Annotated in this window: 18 protein-coding genes; 13 read left to right on the forward strand and 5 right to left on the reverse strand. The window is 71.9% G+C overall.

Annotated elements, in window-relative coordinates; all coding sequences use genetic code 11:
• Positions 1-290: 290 nt before the first annotated feature.
• Positions 291-1,076 (reverse strand): TSUP family transporter, encoded by a 786-nt coding sequence (locus M503_RS0108870; protein WP_028920193.1) that lies wholly within the window; start codon positions 1,074-1,076, stop codon positions 291-293.
• 130 nt (positions 1,077-1,206) lie between these two features.
• On the opposite strand from M503_RS0108870, the gene M503_RS0108875 reads away from it, so the two are divergent.
• Complete coding sequence (locus tag M503_RS0108875) at positions 1,207-2,532, forward strand: amidohydrolase (protein ID WP_028920192.1); 1,326 nt, start codon at positions 1,207-1,209, stop codon at positions 2,530-2,532.
• A gap of 12 nt (positions 2,533-2,544) precedes the next feature.
• On the opposite strand, the gene M503_RS0108880 is transcribed toward M503_RS0108875, so the two are convergent.
• Positions 2,545-4,254 (reverse strand): ExeM/NucH family extracellular endonuclease, encoded by a 1,710-nt coding sequence (locus M503_RS0108880; RefSeq protein ID WP_028920191.1) that lies wholly within the window; start codon positions 4,252-4,254, stop codon positions 2,545-2,547.
• Between the two features lie 68 nt (positions 4,255-4,322).
• Positions 4,323-4,838 carry a c-type cytochrome gene (locus M503_RS0108885; RefSeq protein ID WP_028920190.1) on the reverse strand — a complete coding sequence of 172 codons (516 nt, stop codon included), beginning with the start codon at positions 4,836-4,838 and terminating at the stop codon, positions 4,323-4,325.
• A 474-nt stretch (positions 4,839-5,312) separates the two neighbouring features.
• Between M503_RS0108885 and M503_RS0108890 the strand changes: the two genes are divergently transcribed.
• From M503_RS0108890 to M503_RS0108905, 4 genes are all read left to right on the forward strand, one after another.
• Complete coding sequence (locus M503_RS0108890; RefSeq protein ID WP_028920189.1) at positions 5,313-7,892, forward strand: glycoside hydrolase family 3 protein; 2,580 nt, start codon at positions 5,313-5,315, stop codon at positions 7,890-7,892.
• Positions 7,893-8,026: 134 nt separating this feature from the next.
• Complete coding sequence (locus M503_RS0108895) at positions 8,027-9,589, forward strand: sodium/sugar symporter (RefSeq protein WP_028920188.1); 1,563 nt, start codon at positions 8,027-8,029, stop codon at positions 9,587-9,589.
• 58 nt (positions 9,590-9,647) lie between these two features.
• Positions 9,648-10,658: a LacI family DNA-binding transcriptional regulator gene (locus M503_RS0108900; protein WP_037060988.1), complete on the forward strand. Its 1,011-nt coding sequence runs from the start codon at positions 9,648-9,650 to the stop codon at positions 10,656-10,658.
• Positions 10,659-10,850: 192 nt separating this feature from the next.
• Positions 10,851-11,204: a hypothetical protein gene (locus tag M503_RS0108905; protein ID WP_028920186.1), complete on the forward strand. Its 354-nt coding sequence runs from the start codon at positions 10,851-10,853 to the stop codon at positions 11,202-11,204.
• Between the two features lie 75 nt (positions 11,205-11,279).
• On the opposite strand, the gene M503_RS0108910 is transcribed toward M503_RS0108905, so the two are convergent.
• A complete protein-coding gene (locus M503_RS0108910; protein ID WP_028920185.1) occupies positions 11,280-15,035 on the reverse strand; it encodes an indolepyruvate ferredoxin oxidoreductase family protein in 3,756 nt (1,251 codons plus the stop codon).
• A 149-nt stretch (positions 15,036-15,184) separates the two neighbouring features.
• Here M503_RS0108910 and M503_RS0108915 point away from each other — a divergent pair, with 149 nt between their 5' ends.
• The 3 genes from M503_RS0108915 (at position 15,185) to M503_RS0108925 (ending at position 17,521) form a co-directional block, all read left to right on the forward strand.
• Complete coding sequence (locus M503_RS0108915; protein ID WP_028920184.1) at positions 15,185-15,814, forward strand: tetratricopeptide repeat protein; 630 nt, start codon at positions 15,185-15,187, stop codon at positions 15,812-15,814.
• Positions 15,815-15,889: 75 nt separating this feature from the next.
• Entirely contained in the window at positions 15,890-16,594 is a 705-nt protein-coding gene (locus M503_RS0108920) for a 2OG-Fe(II) oxygenase (protein WP_028928195.1), read from the forward strand.
• Positions 16,595-16,603: 9 nt separating this feature from the next.
• Entirely contained in the window at positions 16,604-17,521 is a 918-nt protein-coding gene (locus M503_RS0108925) for an AEC family transporter (protein ID WP_028920183.1), read from the forward strand.
• Positions 17,522-17,577: 56 nt separating this feature from the next.
• On the opposite strand, the gene M503_RS0108930 is transcribed toward M503_RS0108925, so the two are convergent.
• Positions 17,578-19,062 (reverse strand): AAA family ATPase, encoded by a 1,485-nt coding sequence (locus M503_RS0108930; protein ID WP_028920182.1) that lies wholly within the window; start codon positions 19,060-19,062, stop codon positions 17,578-17,580.
• A gap of 113 nt (positions 19,063-19,175) precedes the next feature.
• On the opposite strand from M503_RS0108930, the gene M503_RS0108935 reads away from it, so the two are divergent.
• The 5 genes from M503_RS0108935 to M503_RS0108955 all read left to right on the forward strand — a co-directional run bounded on the left by M503_RS0108935 (position 19,176) and on the right by M503_RS0108955 (position 23,351).
• Positions 19,176-19,805 carry a ParA family protein gene (locus M503_RS0108935; RefSeq protein ID WP_028920181.1) on the forward strand — a complete coding sequence of 210 codons (630 nt, stop codon included), beginning with the start codon at positions 19,176-19,178 and terminating at the stop codon, positions 19,803-19,805.
• A 17-nt stretch (positions 19,806-19,822) separates the two neighbouring features.
• Positions 19,823-20,299, forward strand: coding sequence for a SixA phosphatase family protein (locus M503_RS0108940; RefSeq protein ID WP_028920180.1), 477 nt, complete (start codon positions 19,823-19,825; stop codon positions 20,297-20,299).
• A gap of 4 nt (positions 20,300-20,303) precedes the next feature.
• On the forward strand, positions 20,304-20,885 hold the full coding sequence (locus M503_RS0108945; protein ID WP_028928196.1) for a YceI family protein: 582 nt from the start codon (positions 20,304-20,306) through the stop codon (positions 20,883-20,885).
• Positions 20,882-22,849, forward strand: a complete 1,968-nt coding sequence (locus M503_RS0108950) for a phospholipase D family protein (RefSeq protein ID WP_028920179.1) — start codon at positions 20,882-20,884, stop codon at positions 22,847-22,849. The genes M503_RS0108945 and M503_RS0108950 overlap by 4 nt, the downstream gene beginning before the upstream one ends.
• A gap of 70 nt (positions 22,850-22,919) precedes the next feature.
• Positions 22,920-23,351, forward strand: coding sequence for a hotdog fold thioesterase (locus M503_RS0108955; protein WP_028920178.1), 432 nt, complete (start codon positions 22,920-22,922; stop codon positions 23,349-23,351).
• Positions 23,352-23,412 lie beyond the last annotated feature (61 nt).

Here is a 23,412-nt window from a genome sequence, read left to right on the forward strand (position 1 = left end):
TGGCCTGCGTTCGCGCGTTGGAGCCATGGATGGCGGAACCGCGCGATGCGCCATACCCCCGCGCTGCCGCGTCTTTCGTTGCGTTCGGGGGCGTGGCTTCGTTTCTTTTCTCCCCTCTCCCTCCGGGAGAGGGGCAGGGGTGAGGGTCGGGATCTCTCGCCGCGCTGGGCCCGCCTACCCTCTCCCCAACCCGCGCTCCGCGCCCGTAACGCGTCCACGGCGCGCGGGCGTTCGGCGGCACGCGCGCCAGTGGCGCGCAAACATGCAGCCTCACCCCGGTGGGAGGGGCTTCAGATCCCGAGCCAGGCGCGCACCGGATGCGCCGGATCCGCGAGCAGGCGCAAGGCCAGCAGCAGCGACACGGTCACCAGCAGCGGGCGGATCACGCGGGTGCCATGCCTCATGGCGAAGCGGGAGCCGGCGCGGGCGCCGAGGAACTGGCCGGCGCCCATCAGCAGACCGACCTTCCACACCACCGAGCCGGTGGCCAGGAACACGACGAAGGCCCCGACGTTGGAGCCGAAGTTGAGGAACTTGGTGTGGGCGGTGGCCTTGAGCAGGCCGAAGCCGGCGAGGCCGACGAAGCCGAGCATCAGGAACGAGCCGGTGCCCGGGCCGAAGATGCCGTCGTAGAAGCCCACCGCGGGCACGAAGCCGAGCGTGAACATGCGCGGCCCCATGCGACGCTGGCGTTCGACCGCGCCGACGTCCGGCTTGAGCGCGAAGTAGATGGCGATCCCGGCCAGCAGGAACGGCAGGACCGCGCGCAGCCAGGTGGACGGGACGACGGTGGCGGCCAGGGCGCCGGCCATCGCGCCGATGGCGGCGGCGATGCCCATCGGCAGCTGTTGGCGCAGGTCGACGTGGCCGTGGCGGGCGTAGGTCCAGCTGGCCGAGCCGGAGCCGAACAGCGACTGCAGCTTGTTGGTGCCCAGTGCCTGCAGCGGCGGGATGCCGGCCAGCAGCATCGCCGGCAGGGTGATCATGCCGCCACCGCCGGCGATCGCATCGACGAAGCCGGCAAGCACGGCGGCGAGGAACAGCAGCAGCAACAGCTGCAGGGCGGGGTCGGCCATCAGGGGATCCGGGGGAAGGAAGTACGGCCGTGCGTTGGCCGCGCAGGTGATTCTAGGCGGCGCGGATGCCGGCTTCGTCCACGCGCGTCGCAACGGTTAGCATCCGCTCAACGTCCCCAGGAGTCGCGCGATGTCCCTGACCGCCCGTTGCCGTCTGTCCCTGCTGGCCTGCGCCCTCGGCCTGGCCCTTCCCGGTATCGCCGGCGCGCAGGCGGCCCAGCGCCCGGAGGTAACCGAAGCGGCGGCGAAGCTGCGCCAGCAGGTGGTCGACTGGCGTCGCGACTTCCACCAGCACCCGGAGCTGTCCAACCGCGAGGAGCGCACCGCCCGGGTGGTGGCCGAGGAACTGCGCAGGATGGGCCTGGAGCCGAAGACCGGCATCGCGCACCACGGCGTGATCGCGGTGATCAAGGGCGGCAGGCCGGGCCCGCGGATCGCGCTGCGCGCGGACATGGACGCGCTGCCGGTGGCCGAGCGCACCGGGCTGCCGTTCGCGTCGAAGGCCACCGCCGAGTTCCGCGGGGAAACCGTGGGGGTGATGCACGCCTGCGGCCACGACGCGCACACCGGCATCCTGCTGGGCGTGGCGCGTGCGCTGGTGTCGATGCGCGACGAGCTGCCCGGCGAGGTCCTGCTGGTGTTCCAGCCCGCCGAGGAAGGCGCGCCGGCGGGCGAGGAAGGCGGCGCGTCGCTGATGCTGGCCGAAGGCCTCTTCGACGACTTCAAGCCGGATGCGGTGTTCGGCCTGCACGTGTTCTCGACGGTGCAGGCCGGGCAGATCGCGGTGCGAGGCGGTCCGCTGATGGCCGCCTCCGACCGTTTCAGCATCAAGGTGAAGGGCCGGCAGACGCACGGTTCGCAGCCGTGGGGCGGCATCGACCCGATCGTCGCCGCGGCGGACCTGGTCGGCACAGCGCAGAGCATCGTCTCGCGCCGTACCAACATCGCGAAACTGCCGGCGGTGGTGACCTTCGGCGCGATCAAGGGCGGCATCCGCTACAACATCATCCCGGACGACGTGGAGCTGATCGGCACCATCCGCACCTTCGACGAAGGCATGCGCGAGAGGATCTTCGCCGACCTGCGCAACGTCGCCGGGCACGTCGCCGCGGCGCATGGCGCCACGGTCGAGACGAAGATCCCGGACAGCGACAGCAACCCGGCCACGATCAACCACCCGGAACTCACCGCGCGGATGCTGCCGAGCCTGCAGGCGGTGGTCGGCGCGGACAACGTGTTCGAGCCGCCGCTGACGATGGGCGCCGAGGATTTCTCGTTCTACGGGCAGAAGGCCCCGGCGATGTTCTTCTTCGTCGGCGCGACCGCGAAGGGCACCGATCCGGCCACCGCGCCGAGCAACCACTCGCCCGAGTTCACCCTCGACGAGGCCGCCCTGGACGTCGGCTTCCGCGCCCTGCTCCAGGTCAGCCTCGACTACCTCCACGGCACCCGCTAGAACCCCTGTCCCTCAAAGCTCGAACCCCAGCAGCAACGGATCGTGGTCCGAGCTGCGCCATGGTCCGGACACGTTGCGTCCCGCGTAGCCGGCGTCGTCCGGCTCGTCGGCGTTGACGTGCCATTCGGCCGCGCCGCGCAGGTGCGGTAGCAGCGCCGGGCTCAGCAGGGCGTGATCCAGGCGCCCGCTCAGGCCCTGGTACACGTAGCTCCACGGGCGTTCGACGCCGGCGGCGGCGAAGGCGTCGGTCCAGCCGGCGTCCTCGCGCAGCCAGCGCACCGGATCTTCCATCGCGTAGGCGTTGAAGTCGCCGAGGATCACCACGCGCTCGCGGCCCTTGCCCAGCGGCGCCGACTGCAGCCAGGCGTGCAGGCGCTGTGCCGAATCCAGGCGCAGCGCGTTCCAGCAGCCCTGTCCGTCCTTGCGGTCGGCATTGTCGCCGGTGGCTTCGCTGCAGCCCTTGGACTTGAAGTGGTTGGCGACGACGACGAACTCCTTGCCGCCGCCCTTGCGCCTGAACGCCTGCGCCAGCGGCACGCGGCTGCGTTCGCCGAACGGGCCGCCTTCCAGCACCGCCGGCGCGCCGCGCGGGACCAGGCGGTCGGCGCGGTAGATGATGCCGACGCGGATCGTGTCCGCGCCCGGGCCGCGGCCGGCGTCGACGAAGCGCCACTGCGCGCCGCCGGCGTTGAGCTCGCGCACCAGCCGGGCGATGCTCGAATCCTCGCCGTAGCCGTCGTTCTCCAGCTCCATCAGCGCGGCCACGTCCGGATCGAGCCCGTGCACGGTGGCGACCAGCTTGGCCAGCTGCGCCTCGAACGCCTGCTCGGTCTTCGCGCCGCGCGGAGTGGGGAAGCCGCCGCCGCGGCCGTTGCCGTTGAACAGGTTCTCCAGGTTGAACGCGGCCACGCGCACGTTGCCGGGCACCTGTGGCGGCGCCGGACGCTGCGCCGCTTCGAAGCGCAGCGGGCGGTCCAGCTGCAGGCGCCAGCTGCCGTGGCGCTGCTCGACCACGCCTTCGGCGCCCAGCACCACGTCGCCGACGCGCGGCGCGGCGCTGTCGCCCAGATACGCCACCTGTCCCGGATCGCGCGCCTGGCTGCCATCGTCCAGCAGCAGGCGAACGCGTGCGTTGCGTGCGGCCAGTTCAGCATGTTCCGGCGTGCCGGGGCGGGCCAGTTCGCTGGGCTGCCACAGGCGCCCGTCGAACGACACCGCCAGCTCGCCGTAGCGCGGCAGCGCGTCGGTGCCGGCCACGAACAGCGGCGCCTCGATGCGCACGCGCATGCCGTCGAGCGCGGCCCAGTCCTGCGGCAGCGCGTCCAGCGTCAGCGCCGCGACCGGCTGGCCCGCGCGGCAGCGGTCGACGCGTTCGGCCAGCAGCACCGTGGCGCGGCTGCCGCTGCGCTTCTCCTCGACCAGCCGGCCCTGGAAGCGGCACTCGTGGCCGGCCGCCACGCCCTCGGGGAACTGCACGCCCTCGGTCGGACGCACGAACAGGCCGTCCGGCGTGCCCGGGTCGCCATCGCCGCCGTCCTGCACGAACACGCCGCCGAGGCCTTCGCGGAAGTCGGCGCTGACCGTCGCGGTCACCGCGACCTCCGCCGCCTCAGCCGCGCCGGCGCGCAGCTGGCCGATGGCGGTGGCCGGGCCTGCCAGCGCGGTGGCCGGCGTGAAGGCCAGCAACAGGGACAGGGCCGTCGGGATACGGGGGGCGTGCATGGGCGGATCCTGCGTGTCTGAAAACGACAACGCCGCCCGGAGGCGGCGTTGGCGGGAAGAAGCGCGGCTTACTTGAGGTTGGAGATCATCCAGTCGACCGTCGCCTGCACCTGCTCGTCGGTCAGCGCCGGGTTGCCACCCTTCGGCGGCATCACGCCGGCCGAACCGGTGAAGCCCTCGATCGCGTGCTTGTAGAGGGTGTCGGTGCCCTGGGCGATGCGCGCGTTCCAGTGGCTGCGGTCCAGGGTCGGGGCGCCGCCCACGCCACCGCTGTGGCAGGCGCCGCACAGGTTCTGGAAGATCACCGAGCCGTCGGTGGTGCCGCCGTAGGCCACCTGCGAGGCGGCCTTGGCAGCGGCGGCGGCAGCGGCGGCGGCCTGCGCGGCGGCACCGGTGTCGCCGGCATAGACCGCGCCGGCCGGGGCGATGCGCTCGGCGGTGCGCTTGGCAGCCGTCGGCGACACTTCCGGCGGAATCCGGCCGTGCAGGTGGCTGGCCAGGAGGATCAGGCCCAGGGTGACCAGGCCCAGCAGGCCGATCACCATCGAGAAGCGCTTCAGGAATTCCAGGTCGTAGTTACGCACATCCCATCCTATGGCGAGTGGCGCGGCCGGCCACAGCTGCCGGCGATTATAGAGAGGGACAAGCCGGCTCCGGAAGCCGCGGCAGCCGGAGGCACGACGCTCGTGCGCGTCCGACCGGGTCCAGCGGGGGCCCGACGCAGCGCGATCCGCATGCCGGGCAAGCCCGCGCCGCGTCTCCTCCGGCGTCGCAATGGGCTGCTGCGATGCAACAGGCCGGGCCCTCCCCGGCGTCGCCCGGCGGCGGCGCCCCGGCACCTCCGCGAACCGCCGATCTGGCCGGAATCCCCGGCTTTTCAGCCTCGCGCGGCCCAGCGCGGGACATGCCGCAGCCCGGGCGGGCCTATACCGGCAGGGCATGACGGCCGCTCGCGGTTGACAGCGCTGCCATGTGTGGCAAAGCCTCTGCGGCCGTCAGTGCCACCAGTGCGCCCGGGGACATCAGGCGCCGCGAGACCGACCGGAGGGAAGACCGTGATGAGTTCCGAAGCCGCCGCACCCGTGCGCATCCGCAATGGCCTGGCCGCCGCCCTGGCCCTGGTCCTGCTGGCCGCCTGCGACCGCGCGCCCGAACCGGCCGCTCCGGCCGGCGAGGCCGATGCCACCGCTTCCGCCGGCGACGGCACCATCCATCCGGAGGCCTGGCCGCAGCTGGCCTGGCCGCTGCCGGCCGATCCGGAGCTCGAGCAGAAGATCGACGACCTGCTCGCCTCGATGACCCTCGAGGAGAAGGTCGGCCAGATCGTCCAGGGCGACATCGCCTCGATCACCCCGGACGACGTGCGCAGGTACCGCCTCGGCTCGATCCTCGCCGGCGGCAGCTCCGACCCGGGCGGCAAGTACAACGCGAAACCGGCCGAATGGCTGGCCCTGGCCGACGCCTTCTGGGAGGCGTCGATGGACACCTCCGGCGGCGGAAAGCCGATCCCGGTGATCTGGGGCATCGACGCGATGCACGGCCAGAGCAACGTCGTTGGCGCCACCCTGTTCCCGCACAACGTCGGCCTCGGCGCCACCCGCAACCCCGAGCTGCTGCGCCGGATCGGCGAGATCACCGCGCTGGAGACCCGCACCACCGGCATGGAATGGGCCTTCGCCCCGACCGTGGCGGTGCCGCAGGACGTGCGCTGGGGCCGCGCCTACGAGGGCTACTCGGAGAACCCCGAGGTCGTCGCCCAGTTCGCCAGGGCCATGGTCGAAGGCCTGCAGGGCAAGCCGGGCGAGCCGGGCTTCCTCGACGACCGCCACGTGATGGTCTCGGTGAAGCACTTCGTCGGCGACGGCGGCACCAGCGGCGGCAGCGACCAGGGCGACACCCAGGTCAGCGAGGCCGAGCTGCGCGACGTGCACGCGGCCGGCTACAAGACCGCGATCGAGGCCGGCGCGCAGTCGGTGATGGCCTCGTTCAACAGCTTCCACGGCACCAAGCTGCACGGCCACAAGCCGCTGCTGACCGACGTGCTCAAGGGACGCTTCGCCTTCGGCGGCTTCGTCGTCGGCGACTGGAACGGCCACGGCCAGATCCCCGGCTGCACCGCCACCCACTGCCCGGCGACCTTCGCCGCCGGCCTGGACATGGCGATGGCGCCGGACAGCTGGAAGGGCATGTACGAGAGCACCCTGGCCGCGGCGAAGGACGGCACCCTGCCGATGGAGCGCCTGGACGACGCGGTCAAGCGCATCCTCCGGGTCAAGTTCCGCATGGGCCTGTTCGACGCGCCGAAGCCGTCGCAGCGCGCCCTGGGCGGCAAGTTCGAGCTGCTTGGCGCGCCGGAGCACCGCGAGGTCGCCCGCCAGGCCGTGCGCGAGTCGCTGGTGCTGCTGAAGAACCAGGGCGGCGTGCTGCCGCTGCGCGCCAGCCAGCGCATCCTCGTCGCCGGCGATGCCGCCCACGACATGAGCAAGCAGACCGGCGGCTGGACCCTCAACTGGCAGGGCAGCGGCACCACCCGCGCCGACTTCCCCAACGCCGACACCATCTGGGAAGGGGTCGAGCGCGCGGTCCGCGCCGCCGGCGGCAAGGCCGAGCTGGCGGTGGACGGCAATTACAAGAGCAAGCCCGACGCGGCGATCGTCGTGTTCGGCGAGGAGCCCTACGCCGAGTTCCAGGGCGACATCCCCAACCTGCTGTTCAAGCCCGGCGACGACGGCGACCTGGAGCTGATCCGCAAGCTCAAGGCCGACGGCATCCCGGTGGTGGCGGTGTTCATCAGCGGCCGCCCGCTGTGGCTCAACCGCGAGATCAACGCCGCCGACGCCTTCGTCGCCGCGTGGCTGCCGGGTTCGGAGGGCGCGGGCGTGGCCGACGTGCTGCTGCGCAAGCCCGACGGCAGCGTCAACCACGACTTCAAGGGCAAGCTGAGCTTCTCCTGGCCGCGCAACGCGGTCGACGCGGCGGTCAACGCCCCTGGCTACCAGCCGCAGTTCGCCTTCGGCTACGGCCTGACCTACGCCGACAACGGCGACCTGGCCTCGCTGCCGGAGGACTCCGGCATCCAGGGCCTGCAGGCGCCGGCCGGGGTGTTCTTCGCCCGCGGCCAGCTCACCGCCGGGCTGGCGCTGCAGCTGGAGGACGCGCAGGGGCAGGCGACGCCGGTCACCACCGTGCCTGCCGCGCTGGCCGACGACAGCCTCGCCGTGGCCGCGGTCGACCACCAGCGCCAGGAGGACGCGCGCCGCTTCACCTGGTCCGGTGCGCAGCCGGCGGCGGTGGCGATCGCCGCCACGCCGGCGCAGGACCTGGCCCGCGAGACCAATGGCGACGTGATGCTGGCGCTGACCCTGCGTCCGGAGGCGATCCCGGCCAGCGGCTCGGTGACCGCCGCCGCCGGCGCCAGCCAGCCGCTGCCGTTGCGCGAGACGCTGGCGGCGCTGCCGGCCGGGCAGTGGACCACCCTGGGCATCCCGCTGAAGTGCTTCGCCGCCGCCGGCGCGGACCCCGCCAGCCTCGACGTGCTGCTGCGCCTGCGCAGCGACGCGGCGACCACGCTGTCGGTGTCGCAGGTGTCGCTGGCCGCGGTGGGCGAGGTCGAGCACACCCTGTCCTGCCCGCAGTAACCGCATGAAGGCCCGCGCCGCCCCGGGAGGGCGGCGGTGCGGGCCGGTTCCTCCACGGTGCCGCGGCCCGGCCGCGCGCCGGCGTGCCGCGCCCTCCCCCAGGCCCACCGCTCGAACCGGGGAGAGGGACGCGGATGAAGCTGGCAACACTGGACATGGTGATCGTGCTCGCCTACCTGGCGGGCATCTTCGTGCTGGCGCAGTGGGTCTCGCGCGAGAAGGCCGGGCACCAGAAATCGACCACCGACTACTTCCTCGCCAGCCGCTCGCTGCCGTGGTGGGCGATCGGCGCCTCGCTGATCGCGGCGAACATTTCCGCCGAGCAGATCATCGGCATGTCCGGTTCGGGCTATGCCATCGGCCTGGCGATCGCCTCCTACGAGTGGATGGCGGCGGCGACCCTGCTGATCGTCGGCAAGTTCTTCCTGCCGATCTTCCTGCGCAACCGCATCTACACCATGCCGCAGTTCCTCGAGGAACGTTACGGCACGCGCATCCGCACGCTGATGGCGGTGTTCTGGCTGGGCCTGTACGTGTTCGTCAACCTGACCTCGATCCTGTGGCTGGGTTCGATCGCGGTGGCGCAGGTGACCGGCATGGAGCAGATGCTGGCGCTGGCGCTGCTGGGCCTGTTCGCGCTGGCCTACCAGCTGTACGGCGGCCTCAAGGCGGTGGCGCTGACCGACATCGTGCAGGTGACCCTGCTGGTGCTCGGCGGCCTGCTGGTCACCGGGATCACCCTGGGTCACATCGGCGACGGCAGCGTCGCCGCCGGCTTCTCGAAGCTGTGGGCCGCACACCCCGGCCACTTCGAGATGATCCTCGACAGGGACAACCCGTTCTACAAGGACCTGCCGGGCATCAGCGTGCTGGTCGGCGGCATGTGGATCATGAACATCAGCTACTGGGGCTTCAACCAGTACATCATCCAGCGCGCGCTGGCCGCGAAGGACATCCGCGAGGCGCAGAAGGGCGTGGTGTTCGCCGCGTTCCTGAAGCTGCTGATGCCGCTGGTGGTGGTGCTGCCGGGCATCGCCGCGGTGGTGCTGGCGCCGGAGCTGGCCAAGCCCGACGAGGCCTATCCGACGATGATGCGGTTGCTGCCCGGCGGCATCCTCGGCCTGGTGTTCGCCGCGCTGGTCGCGGCGATCGTCGCCTCGCTGGCCTCGAAGATCAATTCGGTGGCGACGATCTTCACCCTGGACTTCTACGCCAAGTCGCGGCCGCAGGCCGACCAGACGCACCTGGTGCGGGTGGGCCGCATCGCCGCGGCGGTGTCGGTGGTGGCGGCGATCCTGGCCGCGCGCCCGCTGCTGGGCAGCTTCGACCAGGCCTTCCAGTACATCCAGGAGTACACCGGCTTCTTCACCCCCGGCATCGTGGTGATCTTCGTGCTGGGCCTGTTCTGGAAGCGCGCCAACGAGGCCGGCGCGCTGGCCGCGGCGATCGGTTCGTTCGCGCTGTCGGTCGTGTTGAAGCTGGCGTGGCCGTCGCTGCCGTTCATCGACCGCGTCGGCCTGGTGTTCCTGCTGGCGCTGGCGCTGGCGGTAGTGGTGTCGCTGGCGACGCGTCCGCAGCAGGCCGGCAGCGACCTGATCCGGACCGCCGATGTCGACTATTCGACGTCGGCCGGTTTCAATATCGCCGCGCTCGGGGTCGTCGCGATCCTGGCCGCGCTCTACGCGCTGTTCTGGTGACGTGGCGGGCGGGTCCGGCGCGAGCGCCGGCCCGTTGCCGGCCACGGATGGAGGGGTGATGCGGGTCAGGATCGAGGACGTCGCCAGGCAGGCGGGCGTCTCCATGAAGACGGTGTCGCGCGTGCTCAACAACGAGCCCGGCGTGCGCGACGCCACCCGCGCACGGGTCCTGGAGACGGTGGGCGCGCTCAACTACCGGCCCGATCCGTCCGCGCGCAGCCTCGCCGGCAACCGCTCGTACCTGGTCGCGCTGCTGTACGACAACCCCTCGCCGAACTACCTGATGGAGATCCTCACCGGCGTGGTCGAGGCCTGCGAGAGCCACCACTACGGCATGGTGATGCAGCCGGTCAGCTACCGCAGCCCGGACTTCCTCGACACGGTCGATGCGCTGGTGGTGGCCTCGCGCCTGGACGGGCTGATCCTGACCCCGCCGCTGACCGACAGCCAGGCCCTGCTGGACCGGCTGGACCAGCGCGGCATCCCGTTCTCCTGCATCTCGCCCAAGGACCGCGAGGGCCGCACCGGCGTGACCCTCGACGAGCACGAGGCGGTGTGCGAGCTGATGGCGCACCTGATCGCCCTGGGGCACCAGCGCATCGCCCACGTCCGGGGCCATCCGGACCACGGCGCCAGCGAATGGCGCCTGGCCGGCTACCGCACCGCGCTGCGCCGCGCCGGCCTGCGCTACGACCCGGAGCTGGTGGTCGACGGCGAGTTCTCGTTCGATTCGGGCCTGGCCGCCGGCCGCCACCTGCTGACCCTGCCGGAGCGGCCCACCGCGATCTTCGCGGCCAACGACGACATGGCCGCCGGGGTGATGCGCGCGGCCAGCGAGCTGGGCCTGCGCGTGCCGGCCGACGTGTCGGTGTGCGGGTTCGACAATACCCCGATCTCGCAGCAGATCTTCCCGGCCATCACCACCGTGCAGCAGCCCACCCGCGACATGGGCCAGGTGGCCACCGTGCAGCTGCTCAACGCGATCCGCGAGCGCAGCGCCGGGCGCATGGTGCGGATGCCGTACTCGCTGCAGCTGCGCCAGTCGACCGGGCCGGTGCCGGCGGGCTGAGGCCCGCGACCGGGTGCAGGCGGGGCCCCGGGACGCCCGCAGTCCGGCCCTCCATGGCGGCCGCACGCCGGGCAGCATCGGGTCTTCACCCGAGTGTGGGTAGGGTTCCGGTTTGCGATACTTCTGATTCCCCGACCCTGGCGCGGGTGCCATAACCGGGGTTTGGCAAGGACTCCGCAACGGAAGCGAGAGATGTACAAGTCACCCTGGCCAGTTGCCGCCAAGCGCGGCAGGGTCGCCATCGCGGGCGCCGTGCTGGCGCTCGCCCTCGGAAGCCCGGTGCTGCTGCCGGCCTCCGCCCCGGATGCCCCGCTGCAGATCCGCATGGTGGTCGTCGAGCCGGTGGACGTCGCCACCTTGCCCGCGCCCGTGCAGCGGCTGCAGGAGGCCTGGCCCGGCTACGCCAAGCGCTGGGCCTTCGCCCGCAAGGAAGCCTCCAGGAATCCGCTCGCCGCGGTCCGCTTGCTTCGCAACGTCCACGCCGCGATGCAGAAGCGGAGCGACTGGCAGGCCTGGGAAGCGGACATGGCCGAAGCCGGCGACTGAGCCTGGCTGGCGTGGCACTCCGCCGCTGCGGTGCGGACCGCCGCCACGCCGCTCCTGGCGCGGCGCCGGCGTGCCCTAGGCGGCGTCCCGGCTGACCACCCGCAGCGGGCTGTCCCAGTCCTGCAGCAGCTCGGCCTCGCGCGCCCTGGCCTTGTGCAGGTGCGCTTCCTTGACGTGGCCGTAGCCGCGGATCTGCTCCGGGATGCTGGCGATGCGCGTGGCCAGCTCCAGGTTGCCGGCATCGAGCCGGGCGAGCAGGCGCTCGACGGTGGCGAAGTAGTCCTCCACCAGCTGCCGCTCCATCCGCCGTTCGGCGGTGCGGCCGAACGGGTCGAGGGCGGTGCCGCGCAGGAAGCGCAGCTTCGCCAGCCAGCGGAACGCGGTGAACATCCACGGTCCGTACTCGCGCTTGACCAGGCGGCCCTGCGCGTCCTTCTTCGCCAGCAGCGGCGGCGCCAGGTGGAAATGCAGGGTGTAGTCGCCCTCGAACTGCTGCTGCAGGCGGCGCTGGAACTCGCCGCTGGTGTACAGCCGCGCCACCTCGTACTCGTCCTTGTAGGCCATCAGCTTGAAGGCGTAGCGCGCCACCGCCTCGGTCAGCGCGGTGGAGCCGGGGGCCTTCAGGTTCTCGGCGGCGCGCACCTTCGCCACCAGCCCGCTGTAGCGGCGCGCGTAGGCGGCGTCCTGGTACTCGGTGAGGAAGCGTTCGCGGCGCGCGACCAGTTCGTCGAGGCTGCGCGACAGGCGCAGGTCGTCCAGCGGCAGGGCGGTGACCTCGCCGGTCGCCGCATCCAGCGGCGAGGCGCCTTCGCCGGCGACCGCGCCGCGTTCGGGCAGGCCGCGCAGGTTGCGGTCGGCACGCGCCGGGCGCGGCGCGCTGATGCTGCCGAACTCGCTGCCTTCCCAGTCGCCCGGCGGCAGCTGGTGCAGGCCGTCGGCGCTGCGCTCGTCGCCGGTCACCGGATTGCTGACCAGGCCGGCGGCCTTGGCCACCGCGTGCGGATCGACCGCGGCGAGGCGGCCCCAGGCGAAGGCCTGGCGGTTCATTTCCACGGCGGCGCCGTTGAGTTCGATCGCGCGCATCAGCGCGCCGTGCGAGACCGGCACCAGGCCCAGCTGCCAGGCGTAGCCGAGCATGAACAGGTTGCTGGCGATGGCGTCGCCGAGCAGGGCCGTGGCCAGCTGGGTGGCGTCGAGCAGGCGCGGTTCGCGCCCGCCCAGGGCCAGGCGGATGCCGGCGATGATGTCCGCCGCCGGGAAGTGCAGGTCCGGGCGCGTGGTGAAGGTGCCGGGCATCGCCTCGTAGGTGTTGAGCACCACTTCCGAGCGTTCGCCGCGGACCTTGGACAGCGCCCAGTAGTCGTTGACCACGACCATGTCGCAGCCGAGCACCAGGTCGGCCTCGCCCGCCGCGATCCGCACGGCGTGGATGTCCTCCGGCGTGCGCGCCAGGCGCACGTGGGTGGTGACCGCGCCGCCCTTCTGCGCCAGGCCGGTCTGGTCGAGAACGGTGGCGCCCTTGCCCTCCAGGTGCCCGGCCATGCCGAGCAGCGCGCCGATGGTGACCACGCCGGTGCCGCCGACGCCGGTGATCAGGATGTTCCAGGGCCGGTCCAGGCGCGTGCGGAACGCCGGTTCCGGCAGGTTGTCCAGCAGCGCCGCGGCCTCGGCGCGCGGGCCCTTGCGCGGCTTGCCGCCGTGCACGGTGACGAAGCTGGGGCAGAAGCCCTGCACGCAGGAGTAGTCCTTGTTGCAGTTGGACTGGTCGATCTCGCGCTTGCGCCCGAACTCGGTCTCCTTCGGCAGCACCGACACGCAGAAGCTCTTCTGCCCGCAGTCGCCGCAGCCTTCGCAGACCAGGGTGTTGACCATCACCCGCTTCTGCGGATCCTCGAGCCTGCCGCGCTTGCGGCGGCGGCGCTTCTCGGTGGCGCAGGTCTGGTCGTAGATCAGGATCGAGACGCCCTTCACCTCGCGCAGGCGCTTCTGCACCGCGTCCAGCTCGCTGCGGTCGTGGAACTCGACGCCGGTGGGGAACAGCTCGCGCTTCGACCATTTCGAAATGTCGTCGCTGACCAGCACGATCGTGTCGATGCCCTCGGCACGCATCTGCCAGGCGATGTCCGGCACGCTCAGCTGGCCGTCGACCGGCTGCCCGCCGGTCATCGCCACCGCGTCGTTGTAGAGGATCTTGTAGGTGATGTTGACCTTGGCGGCCACGGCCTGGCGGATCGCCAGCGAGCCGCTGTGGAAGTAGGTGCCGTCGCCGAGGTTCTGGAACACGTGCGGCGTGTCGGTGAACGGCGCCTGCCCGGCCCAGGTGACGCCTTCGCCGCCCATGTGGGTGAAGGTGTCGGTGGAGCGGTCCATCCACGTGACCATGTAGTGGCAGCCGATGCCGCCCAGCGCGCGCGATCCTTCGGGCACCACCGTCGAGGTGTTGTGCGGGCAGCCGGAGCAGTAGTGCGGCACGCGCGGGAAGTTGGCGCGCGGCAGCGCCATCTCCGCTTCCTTCTCGTCCATCCAGCGCAGGCGCTGTTCGATGGATTCGCTGAACGCGCCCGATGGAAGCGGGAAGCGCTGGATGCGGCGGCCGATCACGCCGGCGATCGTGGCCGGGGTCAGTTCGCCGGTGGACGGCAGGATCCATTCGCCGGCCTCGTCGTACTTGCCGACGATGCTCGGGCGGCGCCCCCAGTCGGCCGGCCAGTTGTAGAACTGCTCCTTCATCTGCCGCTCGATGAAGGCGCGCTTCTCCTCCACCACGACGATGTCCTCGAGCCCGCGCGCGAACGCGGCGATGCCCTGCGGCTCCAGCGGCCAGGTCATGCCGACCTTGTACACGCGGATGCCGATGTCGCGGCAGGCGGCCTCGTCCAGGCCCAGGTATTCCAGCGCCTGCAGCACGTCCAGGTAGCTCTTGCCGGTGGTGACGATGCCCAGCCGCGCGCGCGGCGAGTCGAGCACGATCCGGTCGATGCGGTTGGCGCGGGCGAAGGCCTGCGCGGCGCGGATCGCGTAGCGGTGCAGGCGCATCTCCTGCTCCAGCGGCGGATCCGGCCAGCGGATGTTGAGCCCGCCCGGGGGCAGCTCGAAATCCTCCGGCAGCACGATCCGGCGCGCGAACGGATCCACGTCCACCGAGGCGGAGGATTCCACCGTCTCGGCGATGGTCTTGAAGCCGATCCAGCGGCCGGTGTAGCGGCTCATCGCCCAGCCGACCAGGCCGAGGTCGAGGATGTCCTGCACGCCGGCCGGGTTGAGCACCGGCATCATCGCGCTGACGAACTCGTCCTCGCTGCCATGCGGCAGGGTCGAGCTGCGGCAGGCATGGTCGTCGGCGGCCAGCGCCAGCACGCCGCCATGCTTCGAGGTGCCGGCGGCGTTGCCGTGCTTGAACACGTCGCCGCAGCGGTCCACGCCCGGGCCCTTGCCGTACCACATGGCGTACACGCCATCGACCCTGGCGCCTGGGAACAGGTTGGTCTGCTGCGTGCCCCAGACCATGGTCGCGCCCAGGTCCTCGTTGAGGCCGGGCTGGAAGCGCACCTTCGCCGCCTCCAGGTGCTTGCGCGCGCGCCACAGCTCCAGGTCGAAGCCGCCCAGCGGGCTGCCGCGGTAGCCGCTGATGAAACCGGCGGTATCGAGGCCCGCGGCGGCGTCGCGCAGCTGCTGCATCAGCGGCAGCCGCACCAGCGCCTGCACGCCGCTGAGGTAGATGCGGCCGTCGCGGCGCGTGTACTTGTGCTCGAGCGTGTAGTCGGCGTCGAACGTGTCCAGGCCGGGCAGGTTCGCGGAAGAAGGCGAGGTCAGTTCGGCAGTACTGGTCATGGCGGGCCCTGTCTGGCGGAACCGGGCCTCGCCGGCCCGGCGTCGCATCATAACAAGCGCCATTCTGTGATGAGCCGCACTCGTCCACTGTGCGTTGCAGCGGTTAGGATGCAGGCAAGGGGAGGCAGTCGGTTCCCGGGGATGAAGTCATGAAGTTGCGTTTACCGCTTGCGGCCGCCCTGGCCCTGTGCGCGCTGCTTGCGCAGGCGCAGAGCCTGCCGGCGCCGAAGGAGTTCTACTTCGACGAGGATCCACACACCACCCGCGCCATCGTCGCCGTGCAGGGCGAGGGCGATGCGGTGGTGGATCGGCTCGCCGCCAACATCGCACGCAGGTCTTCGGACGTGGAATCGCGCGCGCAGCTGGCGCGCGTGGCGATGCGTTCCGGCCGCATGGAGCTGGGCGAGGAGCTGTACCGCGCCGCGCGGAAGGCCGCCGGCAGCAACCAGCGCCTGGCGCGCGCGGTGACCTGGAACTACGCCTGGGACCTGTACCACGCCGGCCAGCCCGAGCGCGCGCTGGACCAGTGGCAGTCGCTGCTCGGCGGCTGGCCGAGCACGCCGTCCTGGCAGCCGCCGACCCTGGCGATGGCGCTGTGGAAGGTGGGCCGCAAGGCCGAGGCGGCCACCTGGTACGCCGCCGCGGTGCGCACCGAACCGCAGCAGTGGTCGGGCACTTCCGCCTATGCCCGCCTGCTGCCGGACTGGCGCGAGGAGGACCGCGCGACCCTGGCCGAAGTGCAGGCCTACTGGCAGGCCAATCCGCCCGCCTGGCCCTGACCGCCGGGCCGCGCCCTGCCGGGCGTGTGCGACAATAGGCGCGTTTCCACCACGCAGGCGCGGTCCGGCGCGACCATGATCAGCAACGAACTCCAGCTCGAGCCCTGGCGCGCGCGCCTGCGCGCCCACGGCCGGGTGCAGATCCCGGGTTTCCTGCAGGAAGAGGCCGCCGAACGCCTGCACCAGTGCCTGCGCGACGAGGTGCCGTGGGAGATCGCCCAGCGCACCGGCGCCGAGCTGCCGCCGGGACTGCCGCGCGAGGCCGCGCCGGGCAGCGAGGACGACGCCCGCCTGCTGCAGGCCGCCACCGCGCGCGCGCGCGACGGCTTCGAGTTCTATTTCGACCGCTACCGGATGATCGACGCGCGTCGCGAGGGCCGCGACCCGCAGCTGGTCCTGCACGCGGTGGTGGATTTCCTCAACAGCCCCGAGTTCATCGCCTTCGCCCGCCAGCTGACCGGCGACGCGGAAATCCGCATGACCAGCGCGATCGCCGTGCGCTACCGCCACGGCCACTTCCTGCGGTCGCACAGCGACCACGCCAGCGACGAGGACCGCGCCTTCGCCTACGTGGTCAACCTGTCGCACGGCTGGAAGCCGGACTGGGGCGGGCTGCTGCATTTCCTCGATCCCACGGAGAGCCGGGTGATCGACACCTTTACCCCGCTGTGGAACTCGCTGAGCCTGTTCCGCGTGCCGCAACCGCACGAGGTCAGCCTGGTGGCGCCCTGGGCGGGCGGCCCGCGCTACAGCATCACCGGGTGGCTGCGCCGCGGCTGAGCCGGAACGATGGCTTTCGATGCATTCGCGCTGATCCTGGCCATGCTCGCGCTGGGCATGGCCATGGGCCGCACCTCGCTGCTGCCGCACAACGCCTCCGAGGTGCTCAACCTGGTGGTGCTGTACGTGTGCCTGCCGGCGGCGGTGCTGATCTACGTGCCGCAGCTGCACCTGCAGTGGTCGCTGCTGGGCGTGGCGCTGACCCCGTGGATCCTGATGGGCGCCACCTGGGCGCTGGTGACCGCGGCGGCGCGCCTGTGGAAGTTCGGCCGCGAACAGTACGCGGTGCTGCTGCTGTGCGTGGGCCTGTGCAACTCCAGCTTCCTCGGCTACCCGATGATGCGCGCGCTGCTGGGCGAGGACGCGGTGCAGTATGCGGTGGTGTACGACCAGTTCGGCACCTTCATGCTGCTGTCGACGGTGGGCCTGTACATCTGCGCGCGCTACAGCGGCGACGCGCCGCCGGGGCCGCGCCAGGTGGCGCTGCGCATCGCCCGCTTCCCGCCGGTGTGGGCGCTGCTGCTGGGCCTGACGCTGATGCCGGAACAGCCGCCGCACTGGATCGCTTCCGGCCTGCAGCGCCTGGCCGATGCGATGCTGCCGCTGGTGATGCTGGCGGTGGGCCTGTCGATCCGTTTGCGCCTGCCGCGCGAGGAGCTGGGTCCGCTGGCCACCGGCCTGGCGCTGAAGCTGCTGGTGATGCCGGCGATCGCGCTGCCGCTGTCGCTGCTGTTCGGCATGCCGCCGCTGATGCTGCAGGCCAACGTGCTCGAATCGGCGATGCCGACCATGGTCTCGGCCGCGGCGCTGGCGATGGCCCACGGCCTGGCGCCGCGCCTGTGCGCGGCGCTGGTGGGCTACGGCATCGTGCTGTGCCTGCTGACCCTGCCGGCCTGGGCCTGGCTGCTGGGGCGCGTGGTCGCCTGACCGCGGCCGCCTGACCGCGGGTTTCCCACCCGTCGCCCGGCGACGGGCATCGGCGGTCAGTCCGCCGGCACCGTCCGTTCCAGCGCCCAGGCGCGCAGCGCCGCGACCTGTTCGGCCATCAGCACCGACAGCGGCCGGGTGCCGCGGATTTCCTGCATCAGCAGGTCGGTGTCCAGCGCGCGCTGCTCGGCGTGCGCGGCGTACAGGCCGGAGACGATGGCCTGCTCGATCTCGGCGCCGGAAAAGCCATTGGCCGCGGCGGCCAGCGCCGGCAGGGCGAAGCCTTGCGGATCCAGCCCGCGCGCGGACAGGTGCAGGCGCAGCAGCTCCACCCGCGTGTCCGGGTCGGGCAGGTCGACGAAGAAGATCTCGTCGAAACGTCCCTTGCGCAGCAGTTCCGCCGGCAGGTGCTGGACCTGGTTGGCGGTGGCGACCAGGAACACTGGCGACTTGCGCTCGGCCATCCAGGTCAGCAGGTAGCCGAGCACGCGCCGCGACACGCCGCCGTCGCCGTCGCCGGAATCGGCGGCCACGCCCTTCTCGATCTCGTCGATCCACAGCACGCACGGCGCGAGCTGGTCGGCCGAGGCCAGCGCGGCGCGCAGGTTCTGCTCGGTCTCGCCGTGGTACTTGGCGTAGAGGGTGCCGAAGTCCAGGCGCAACAGCGGCACGCCGAAGCCACCGGCAATGGCCTTGGCCAGCAGCGACTTGCCGCAGCCCTGCACGCCCAGCAGCAGCACGCCGCGCGGCGGGTCCAGGCCCGGCGGCGGGTTGCCGGCGAAGGCGGCGCGGCGCTGGGAAATCCAGCGCTTGAGCCGGCGCGCGCCGGCCACGTCGTCGAAGCCGGCGGTGTCGTACTCGTAGTGCAGGTGGCCGCTGCGGTTGAGCAGCTCGAACTTCAGTTTCGCCAGCTGCGGCAGGTCGGAGGCGGTGAGCGCGCCGTCGGCGTGGATCAGCTGGCGGGTGATGCGGCGCGCGTCGTGCAGGTCCAGGCCCTGCAGGTGGCGCACGATCTGGCGCACCGCGTCCTCCTCGGCCTCCACGCGGCGGCCGCCATGCTCCTTCGCGTAGGCGACTGCCTCCTCGCGGACCAGCTTCAGCAGCGCCGCCTGGTCGGGCAGGCGCGGGGCGAAGCGCACCGCCAGCGCTTCCAGCTCGGCCGGCAGTTCCACCTTGGCGCCGACCAGCACCAGCACGTGCGGCTCGCAGCCGCGGCGCTGGACGATGTCGCGCAGCAGGCGCTGGTGGCTGGCGTAGCCGAGATAGGGGTGGAAGTCGAGCAGCAGGTAGATGCCGCGCTGCCCCGCACCCTGGATGGCGCGCAATGCGTAGGAGGCGTCGGGCGGGCCTTCGGCCGGATCCTCGCGGTCCAGGTCCAGGCGGCGCAGGCCCTCGGTGATCGTCCAGCGGTGCAGGGCGCGCCACACGTGCAGCAGCGACTGCCGGAACAGCTCCACCACCCGCTCCTCGTCGCGGGTCTCGATCACGATCAGCGGGGTGTTCGCCCGGATCAGGGCGGTCAGGTCCTGCAGTTGGCTCATGGGGGGTCCCGGAGGGTGCCCGGTCACGATAGCAGCGGCCGGGGCGGCCTTCCTATCGCCTGCACGAGGGGGCGGTGTAACCTGCGGTCAGCCAATCCGGAGGCAGCGACCGCATGAAGACGATCCTGGTGGCCGGTTCCAAGGGGGGAGTGGGCAAGACCACCATCGCCACCCATCTTGCCGCGCACTCGGCCCTGCAGGGCCTGCGCACCGTGCTGGTGGACGCCGACCCGCAGCGCTCGGCGACGCGCTGGGCGGAACGTCGCGCCGGACTGGACAGCGCCGTGCTGCCGATCGACGGCAGCCGCCGCCGCGCCTGGCGCAGCTGGCTGCCGGACGATGCCGACCGGGTGGTGATCGACGCCCCCGCCGGCGCCCTGGCCGAGGACCTGGACGGGTTCATCCAGCACGCCGACGCGGTGGTGGTGCCGGTGCAGCCCTCGGCGCTGGACATCGAGGCCACGGTCGCCTTCCTCAACACCATGGCCAAGGTGCCGCGGATCCACCAGCGCAAGCTGCCGGTGGGGCTGGTGCTCAACCGCAGCAAGCCGTGGACCAACGCCAGCCAGCAGGCGCTGGCGATGCTGCAGACCTGGCCCTACCCGGTGGTGGCACAGCTGCGCGACACCCAGGCCTACGTGGTCATGGTCGGCCTCGGCCGCAGCCTGTTCGACTACCACTCGGCGCAGGTGCGCGAGCACCAGGCCGACTGGGAGCCCCTGTTGAAGTGGTTGAAGGCATGAACGAAGGAACCCTCCCGGTGCGCGAACTGATCCTGCTGCGACACGCCCACGCCGAGCCCGCCGCGCCCGGCCAGGCCGACATCGACCGTCCGCTGTCGGCGCAGGGCCTGGCCGAAGCCGAAGCCGCCGGGCGCTGGCTGGCCGAACGCGGCCTGGTGCCGGACCGGGTCCTGTGCTCGCCGGCGCGGCGCACGCGCGAGACCCTGGAAGCCGTGCTGGCGATCACCGGCTACGCCGAACAGCGGCTGGAGCCGTCGATCTACGAGGCCACGCCCGGCACCCTGTTCGGCCTGCTGCAGGCCCATGCGGAGGTCGAGCGGCTGCTGGTGGTCGGGCACAACCCGGGCCTGGAACGGTTGGTGGCGCTGCTGCACAGCGGCCAGTCCGGCGACTATCGCGGCATGCCGGCGGCGGCGGTGGCGGTGCTCTCCATCCCGGCCGGTCCACCCATCGAACCGGGCGCCGGCCGCCTGGCGGCGTTCTGGTGGCCCTGATTCCATGCGTGCCTGGCGGGGGGCGAGGCTGGCGGTAGCGGCGCTGGTGCTGGTCGCAGCCCTGGCCCAGGCGCAGGACGCGCCCGCGCCTTCCACCTTCAACCACGAGCAGAGCTGGCTGGGCTTCGAGGTGCGGACCCGCTTCGGCCAGCGCATCGCCGGCGAGTTCCCGCGCTTCGACGGGGTGGTCGAGCACCTGCCGGACGGACGCCACCGCGTCCGCCTGCAGGTGGCCACCTCCGAGGCGGTGATCCCGGAGCGCCCGCGCTACACTGCGTGGATGCGCGGAGCCAGCTTCTTCGACACCGTGCGCCATCCCTGGATGGAATTCGTGTCCGAACCCTACACCTCGGACCTGCTGCGCGACGGTGGCGCGCTGCGGGGCGAACTGACCCTGCGTGGCGTTACCCGGCCGCAGTCGCTGGAGATCGCGCCGTCGGCCTGCGCCCGGCCGGGCCGCGACTGCCCGATCCAGGTCAACGGCAGCATCCAGCGCAGCGACTACGGCATGCGCGAATGGCAGGTGGCGCTGGCCGACAAGGTCTGGCTGCTCGCCAGCCTGCAGCTGCGGGAACGCGCGAAGTGAACGTCGTCGCCCGACTGCTCGGCCTGCTCCTGCTGTTGTCGGCCACCGCCTGCAGCACGATCGGCCCTGCGCAGCACGAGCGCGCCGCCGCGATTGCCGTGTCCGCGCGCGACACCGCGGTGGAATGCGAGCGCGCCGACCGCTGCGCCACGCCCTCGGAACTGCACGCGCTGGCTGGCGCCGCCTTCGCTGAGGCGCAGGCCGGGCCCGGGCAGGGCCCGCGCCACTATGCGCTGATCCTGGACACCGGCGGCGACGCCCTGCTGGCGCGGATCAACCTGCTGCGCAGCGCCACCCGCCGCATCGACCTGCAGACCTACATCTTCGACAAGGACGACAGCGCGCGCCTGGTCATCGACGAGCTGCTCGCCGCGGCGCGGCGCGGGGTGAAGGTGCGGCTGCTGATCGACCAGCTGTCGGCGATCGCCGACCTGCAGATCCTGGCGGCGCTGTCCGGCGCGCATTCGAACCTCGAACTGCGCATCTACAACCCGACCTTCAACCGCGCCAAGCCGAACTACATGCACTACGCGGCCAGCGTGCTGTGCTGCTTCCGCCGCTTCAACCAGCGCATGCACAACAAGCTGCTGGTGGTGGACGGCGCGGTGGCGATCACCGGCGGGCGCAACTACCAGGACGACTATTACGACTGGGACGCCGAGTACAACTTCCGCGACCGCGACGTGCTGGTCGCCGGCCCGGTGGTGCGCGGCATGGAGCGCAACTTCGCCGAGTACTGGACCGATCCGCGCAGCGTGCCGGTGGAGCGCCTGGACGACGTGGCCAAGGTGCTGCTGCAGCAGGGCGTGCCGGAGATGCCGCCGTCGCGGCCGGCGGTGCCGGAGCGGGTCGAGCTGATGTCGCAGGCGGCCGCCGACCAGGACCTGGTGCGCGAACGCCTGGTCAGCCGCGCACTGCCGGTGGGCAAGGTTTCCTACCTGGCCGACCTGCCGGCGAAGCACCACGAAGGCCCGGACCCGGAAGCCGGCGCGCCCGGGCTGGCCGAACTGCTGGCCCGCGCACGCAGCGAGATCCTGCTGCAGACGCCGTACCTGGTGCTGTCGGACAGCGCACTGGAAGTGTTCCGCGGCCTGCGCAAGGCCGACGTGCCGCCACGCGTGGTGGTCTCGACCAACAGCCTGGCCGCGACCGACAACCCGATCGTCTACGCGCTCACCTACAAGTACAAACGCCGCAACGTGCGCGAGCTGGGCTTCGACGTCTTCGAATACAAGCCGTTCCCGGCCGACCCGCCGGTGGCGGTGTCGCTGGGGGCGTGGTGGCCGGGCGATCCCTTGGCGCCCACGCCGACCACCGCGCGCAGCGAGGTGCCGGGCAGCCTGGGCAGCCTCGCCGGCTCGGGTTCGGGCTCGGGTTCCGGCCGCAACGGCGACGACGGCCGGGTCGAGGACAAGCTGCGTACCGAGACGCGTCCGTCGCTGCTGCGCACCAGCGCGCCGGCCAACCGCCCGGTGCCGGTGCGTGGCGAGGGCCCGCGCATGGGCGTGCACGCCAAGTCGATGGTGATCGACCGCCGCATCGCCGTGGTCGGCACCCACAACTTCGACCCGCGCAGCGAGAACTACAACACCGAGGCGGTGGTGGTGATCGAGGACCCGGTGTTCGCCGAGGCGCTGGCGCGCAGCATCGAGCGCGACATCGCCCCGGCCAATTCCTGGACGGTGGGCCCGCGCGCGCGGCCGCCGGTGCTGTCGGGCCTGAACTACAGCATGGGCAAGGTGCTGGAGGCCTCGCCGGTGCTGGACCTGTGGCCGTGGCGTTACGCCACCAACTACGAGTTCCAGCCCGGCCCGGACTGCCCGGCGCCGCTGCCGCGGCGCGATCCGGACTTCCACCGCTGCTACGCGCCGGTGGGCGACTTCCCCGAGGTCAGCCTCGGCCCGAAGTCGATCCTGACCCGGATGCTGACCGCCTTCGGCGCCGGCCTCGTTCCCATCCTCTGAAGGCCACGCGCGCGCGACACCGGCGTGGGGCCCGGCGATAATCCCGGCCCCTCCCGCAGCAGGTCCCGCCATGGTCTTCCGAGCCCCCGTCCAGATCGACGACCTCAACCGGCTCAGCCAGGGCACGCTGATCGAGCACCTGGGGATCGTCTTCACCGCCGCCGGCCCGGACTGGGTCCAGGCGACCATGCCGGTCGACGCGCGCACCCGCCAGCCGTACGGGCTGCTGCATGGCGGCGCCTCCGTGGTACTGGCCGAAACCCTCGGCAGCAGCGCCGGCAACCTGTGCCTGGACACCACCCGGCAGCAGGCGGTGGGGCTGGAGATCAACGCCAACCACCTGCGCGCGGTGCGCGAGGGCGTGGTCACCGGTACGGCCAGGGCCGTGCACGTGGGCCGCAGCACCCAGGTCTGGGACATCCGCATCGAGGACGAACGCGGTCGCCTGGTATGCGTGTCGCGGCTGACCCTGGCGGTGGTGCCGATGGCCGCACCGGCCTGAGCAGGGGCAGGGACGTGGAGCGCGGACCTGCCACCCGGGAGGCGCCCCGGCCGCGGTCGCG

This window comes from Pseudoxanthomonas suwonensis J47 (genome assembly GCF_000513955.1).
In the GTDB taxonomy this organism is placed as follows: domain Bacteria; phylum Pseudomonadota; class Gammaproteobacteria; order Xanthomonadales; family Xanthomonadaceae; genus Pseudoxanthomonas; species Pseudoxanthomonas suwonensis_C.

Excerpts from the sequence above, each read along its gene's own strand:
- M503_RS0108870 (WP_028920193.1), bottom strand. The coding sequence starts at position 1,076 with ATGGCCGACCCCGCCCTGCAGCTGTTGCTGCTGCTGTTCCTCGCCGCC.
- M503_RS0108875 (WP_028920192.1), top strand. The coding sequence starts at position 1,207 with ATGTCCCTGACCGCCCGTTGCCGTCTGTCCCTGCTGGCCTGCGCCCTC.
- M503_RS0108880 (WP_028920191.1), bottom strand. The coding sequence starts at position 4,254 with ATGCACGCCCCCCGTATCCCGACGGCCCTGTCCCTGTTGCTGGCCTTC.
- M503_RS0108890 (WP_028920189.1), top strand. The coding sequence starts at position 5,313 with ATGAGTTCCGAAGCCGCCGCACCCGTGCGCATCCGCAATGGCCTGGCC.
- M503_RS0108895 (WP_028920188.1), top strand. The coding sequence starts at position 8,027 with ATGAAGCTGGCAACACTGGACATGGTGATCGTGCTCGCCTACCTGGCG.
- M503_RS0108900 (WP_037060988.1), top strand. The coding sequence starts at position 9,648 with ATGCGGGTCAGGATCGAGGACGTCGCCAGGCAGGCGGGCGTCTCCATG.
- M503_RS0108905 (WP_028920186.1), top strand. The coding sequence starts at position 10,851 with ATGTACAAGTCACCCTGGCCAGTTGCCGCCAAGCGCGGCAGGGTCGCC.
- M503_RS0108910 (WP_028920185.1), bottom strand. The coding sequence starts at position 15,035 with ATGACCAGTACTGCCGAACTGACCTCGCCTTCTTCCGCGAACCTGCCC.
- M503_RS0108915 (WP_028920184.1), top strand. The coding sequence starts at position 15,185 with ATGAAGTTGCGTTTACCGCTTGCGGCCGCCCTGGCCCTGTGCGCGCTG.
- M503_RS0108920 (WP_028928195.1), top strand. The coding sequence starts at position 15,890 with ATGATCAGCAACGAACTCCAGCTCGAGCCCTGGCGCGCGCGCCTGCGC.
- M503_RS0108925 (WP_028920183.1), top strand. The coding sequence starts at position 16,604 with ATGGCTTTCGATGCATTCGCGCTGATCCTGGCCATGCTCGCGCTGGGC.
- M503_RS0108930 (WP_028920182.1), bottom strand. The coding sequence starts at position 19,062 with ATGAGCCAACTGCAGGACCTGACCGCCCTGATCCGGGCGAACACCCCG.
- M503_RS0108935 (WP_028920181.1), top strand. The coding sequence starts at position 19,176 with ATGAAGACGATCCTGGTGGCCGGTTCCAAGGGGGGAGTGGGCAAGACC.
- M503_RS0108945 (WP_028928196.1), top strand. The coding sequence starts at position 20,304 with ATGCGTGCCTGGCGGGGGGCGAGGCTGGCGGTAGCGGCGCTGGTGCTG.
- M503_RS0108955 (WP_028920178.1), top strand. The coding sequence starts at position 22,920 with ATGGTCTTCCGAGCCCCCGTCCAGATCGACGACCTCAACCGGCTCAGC.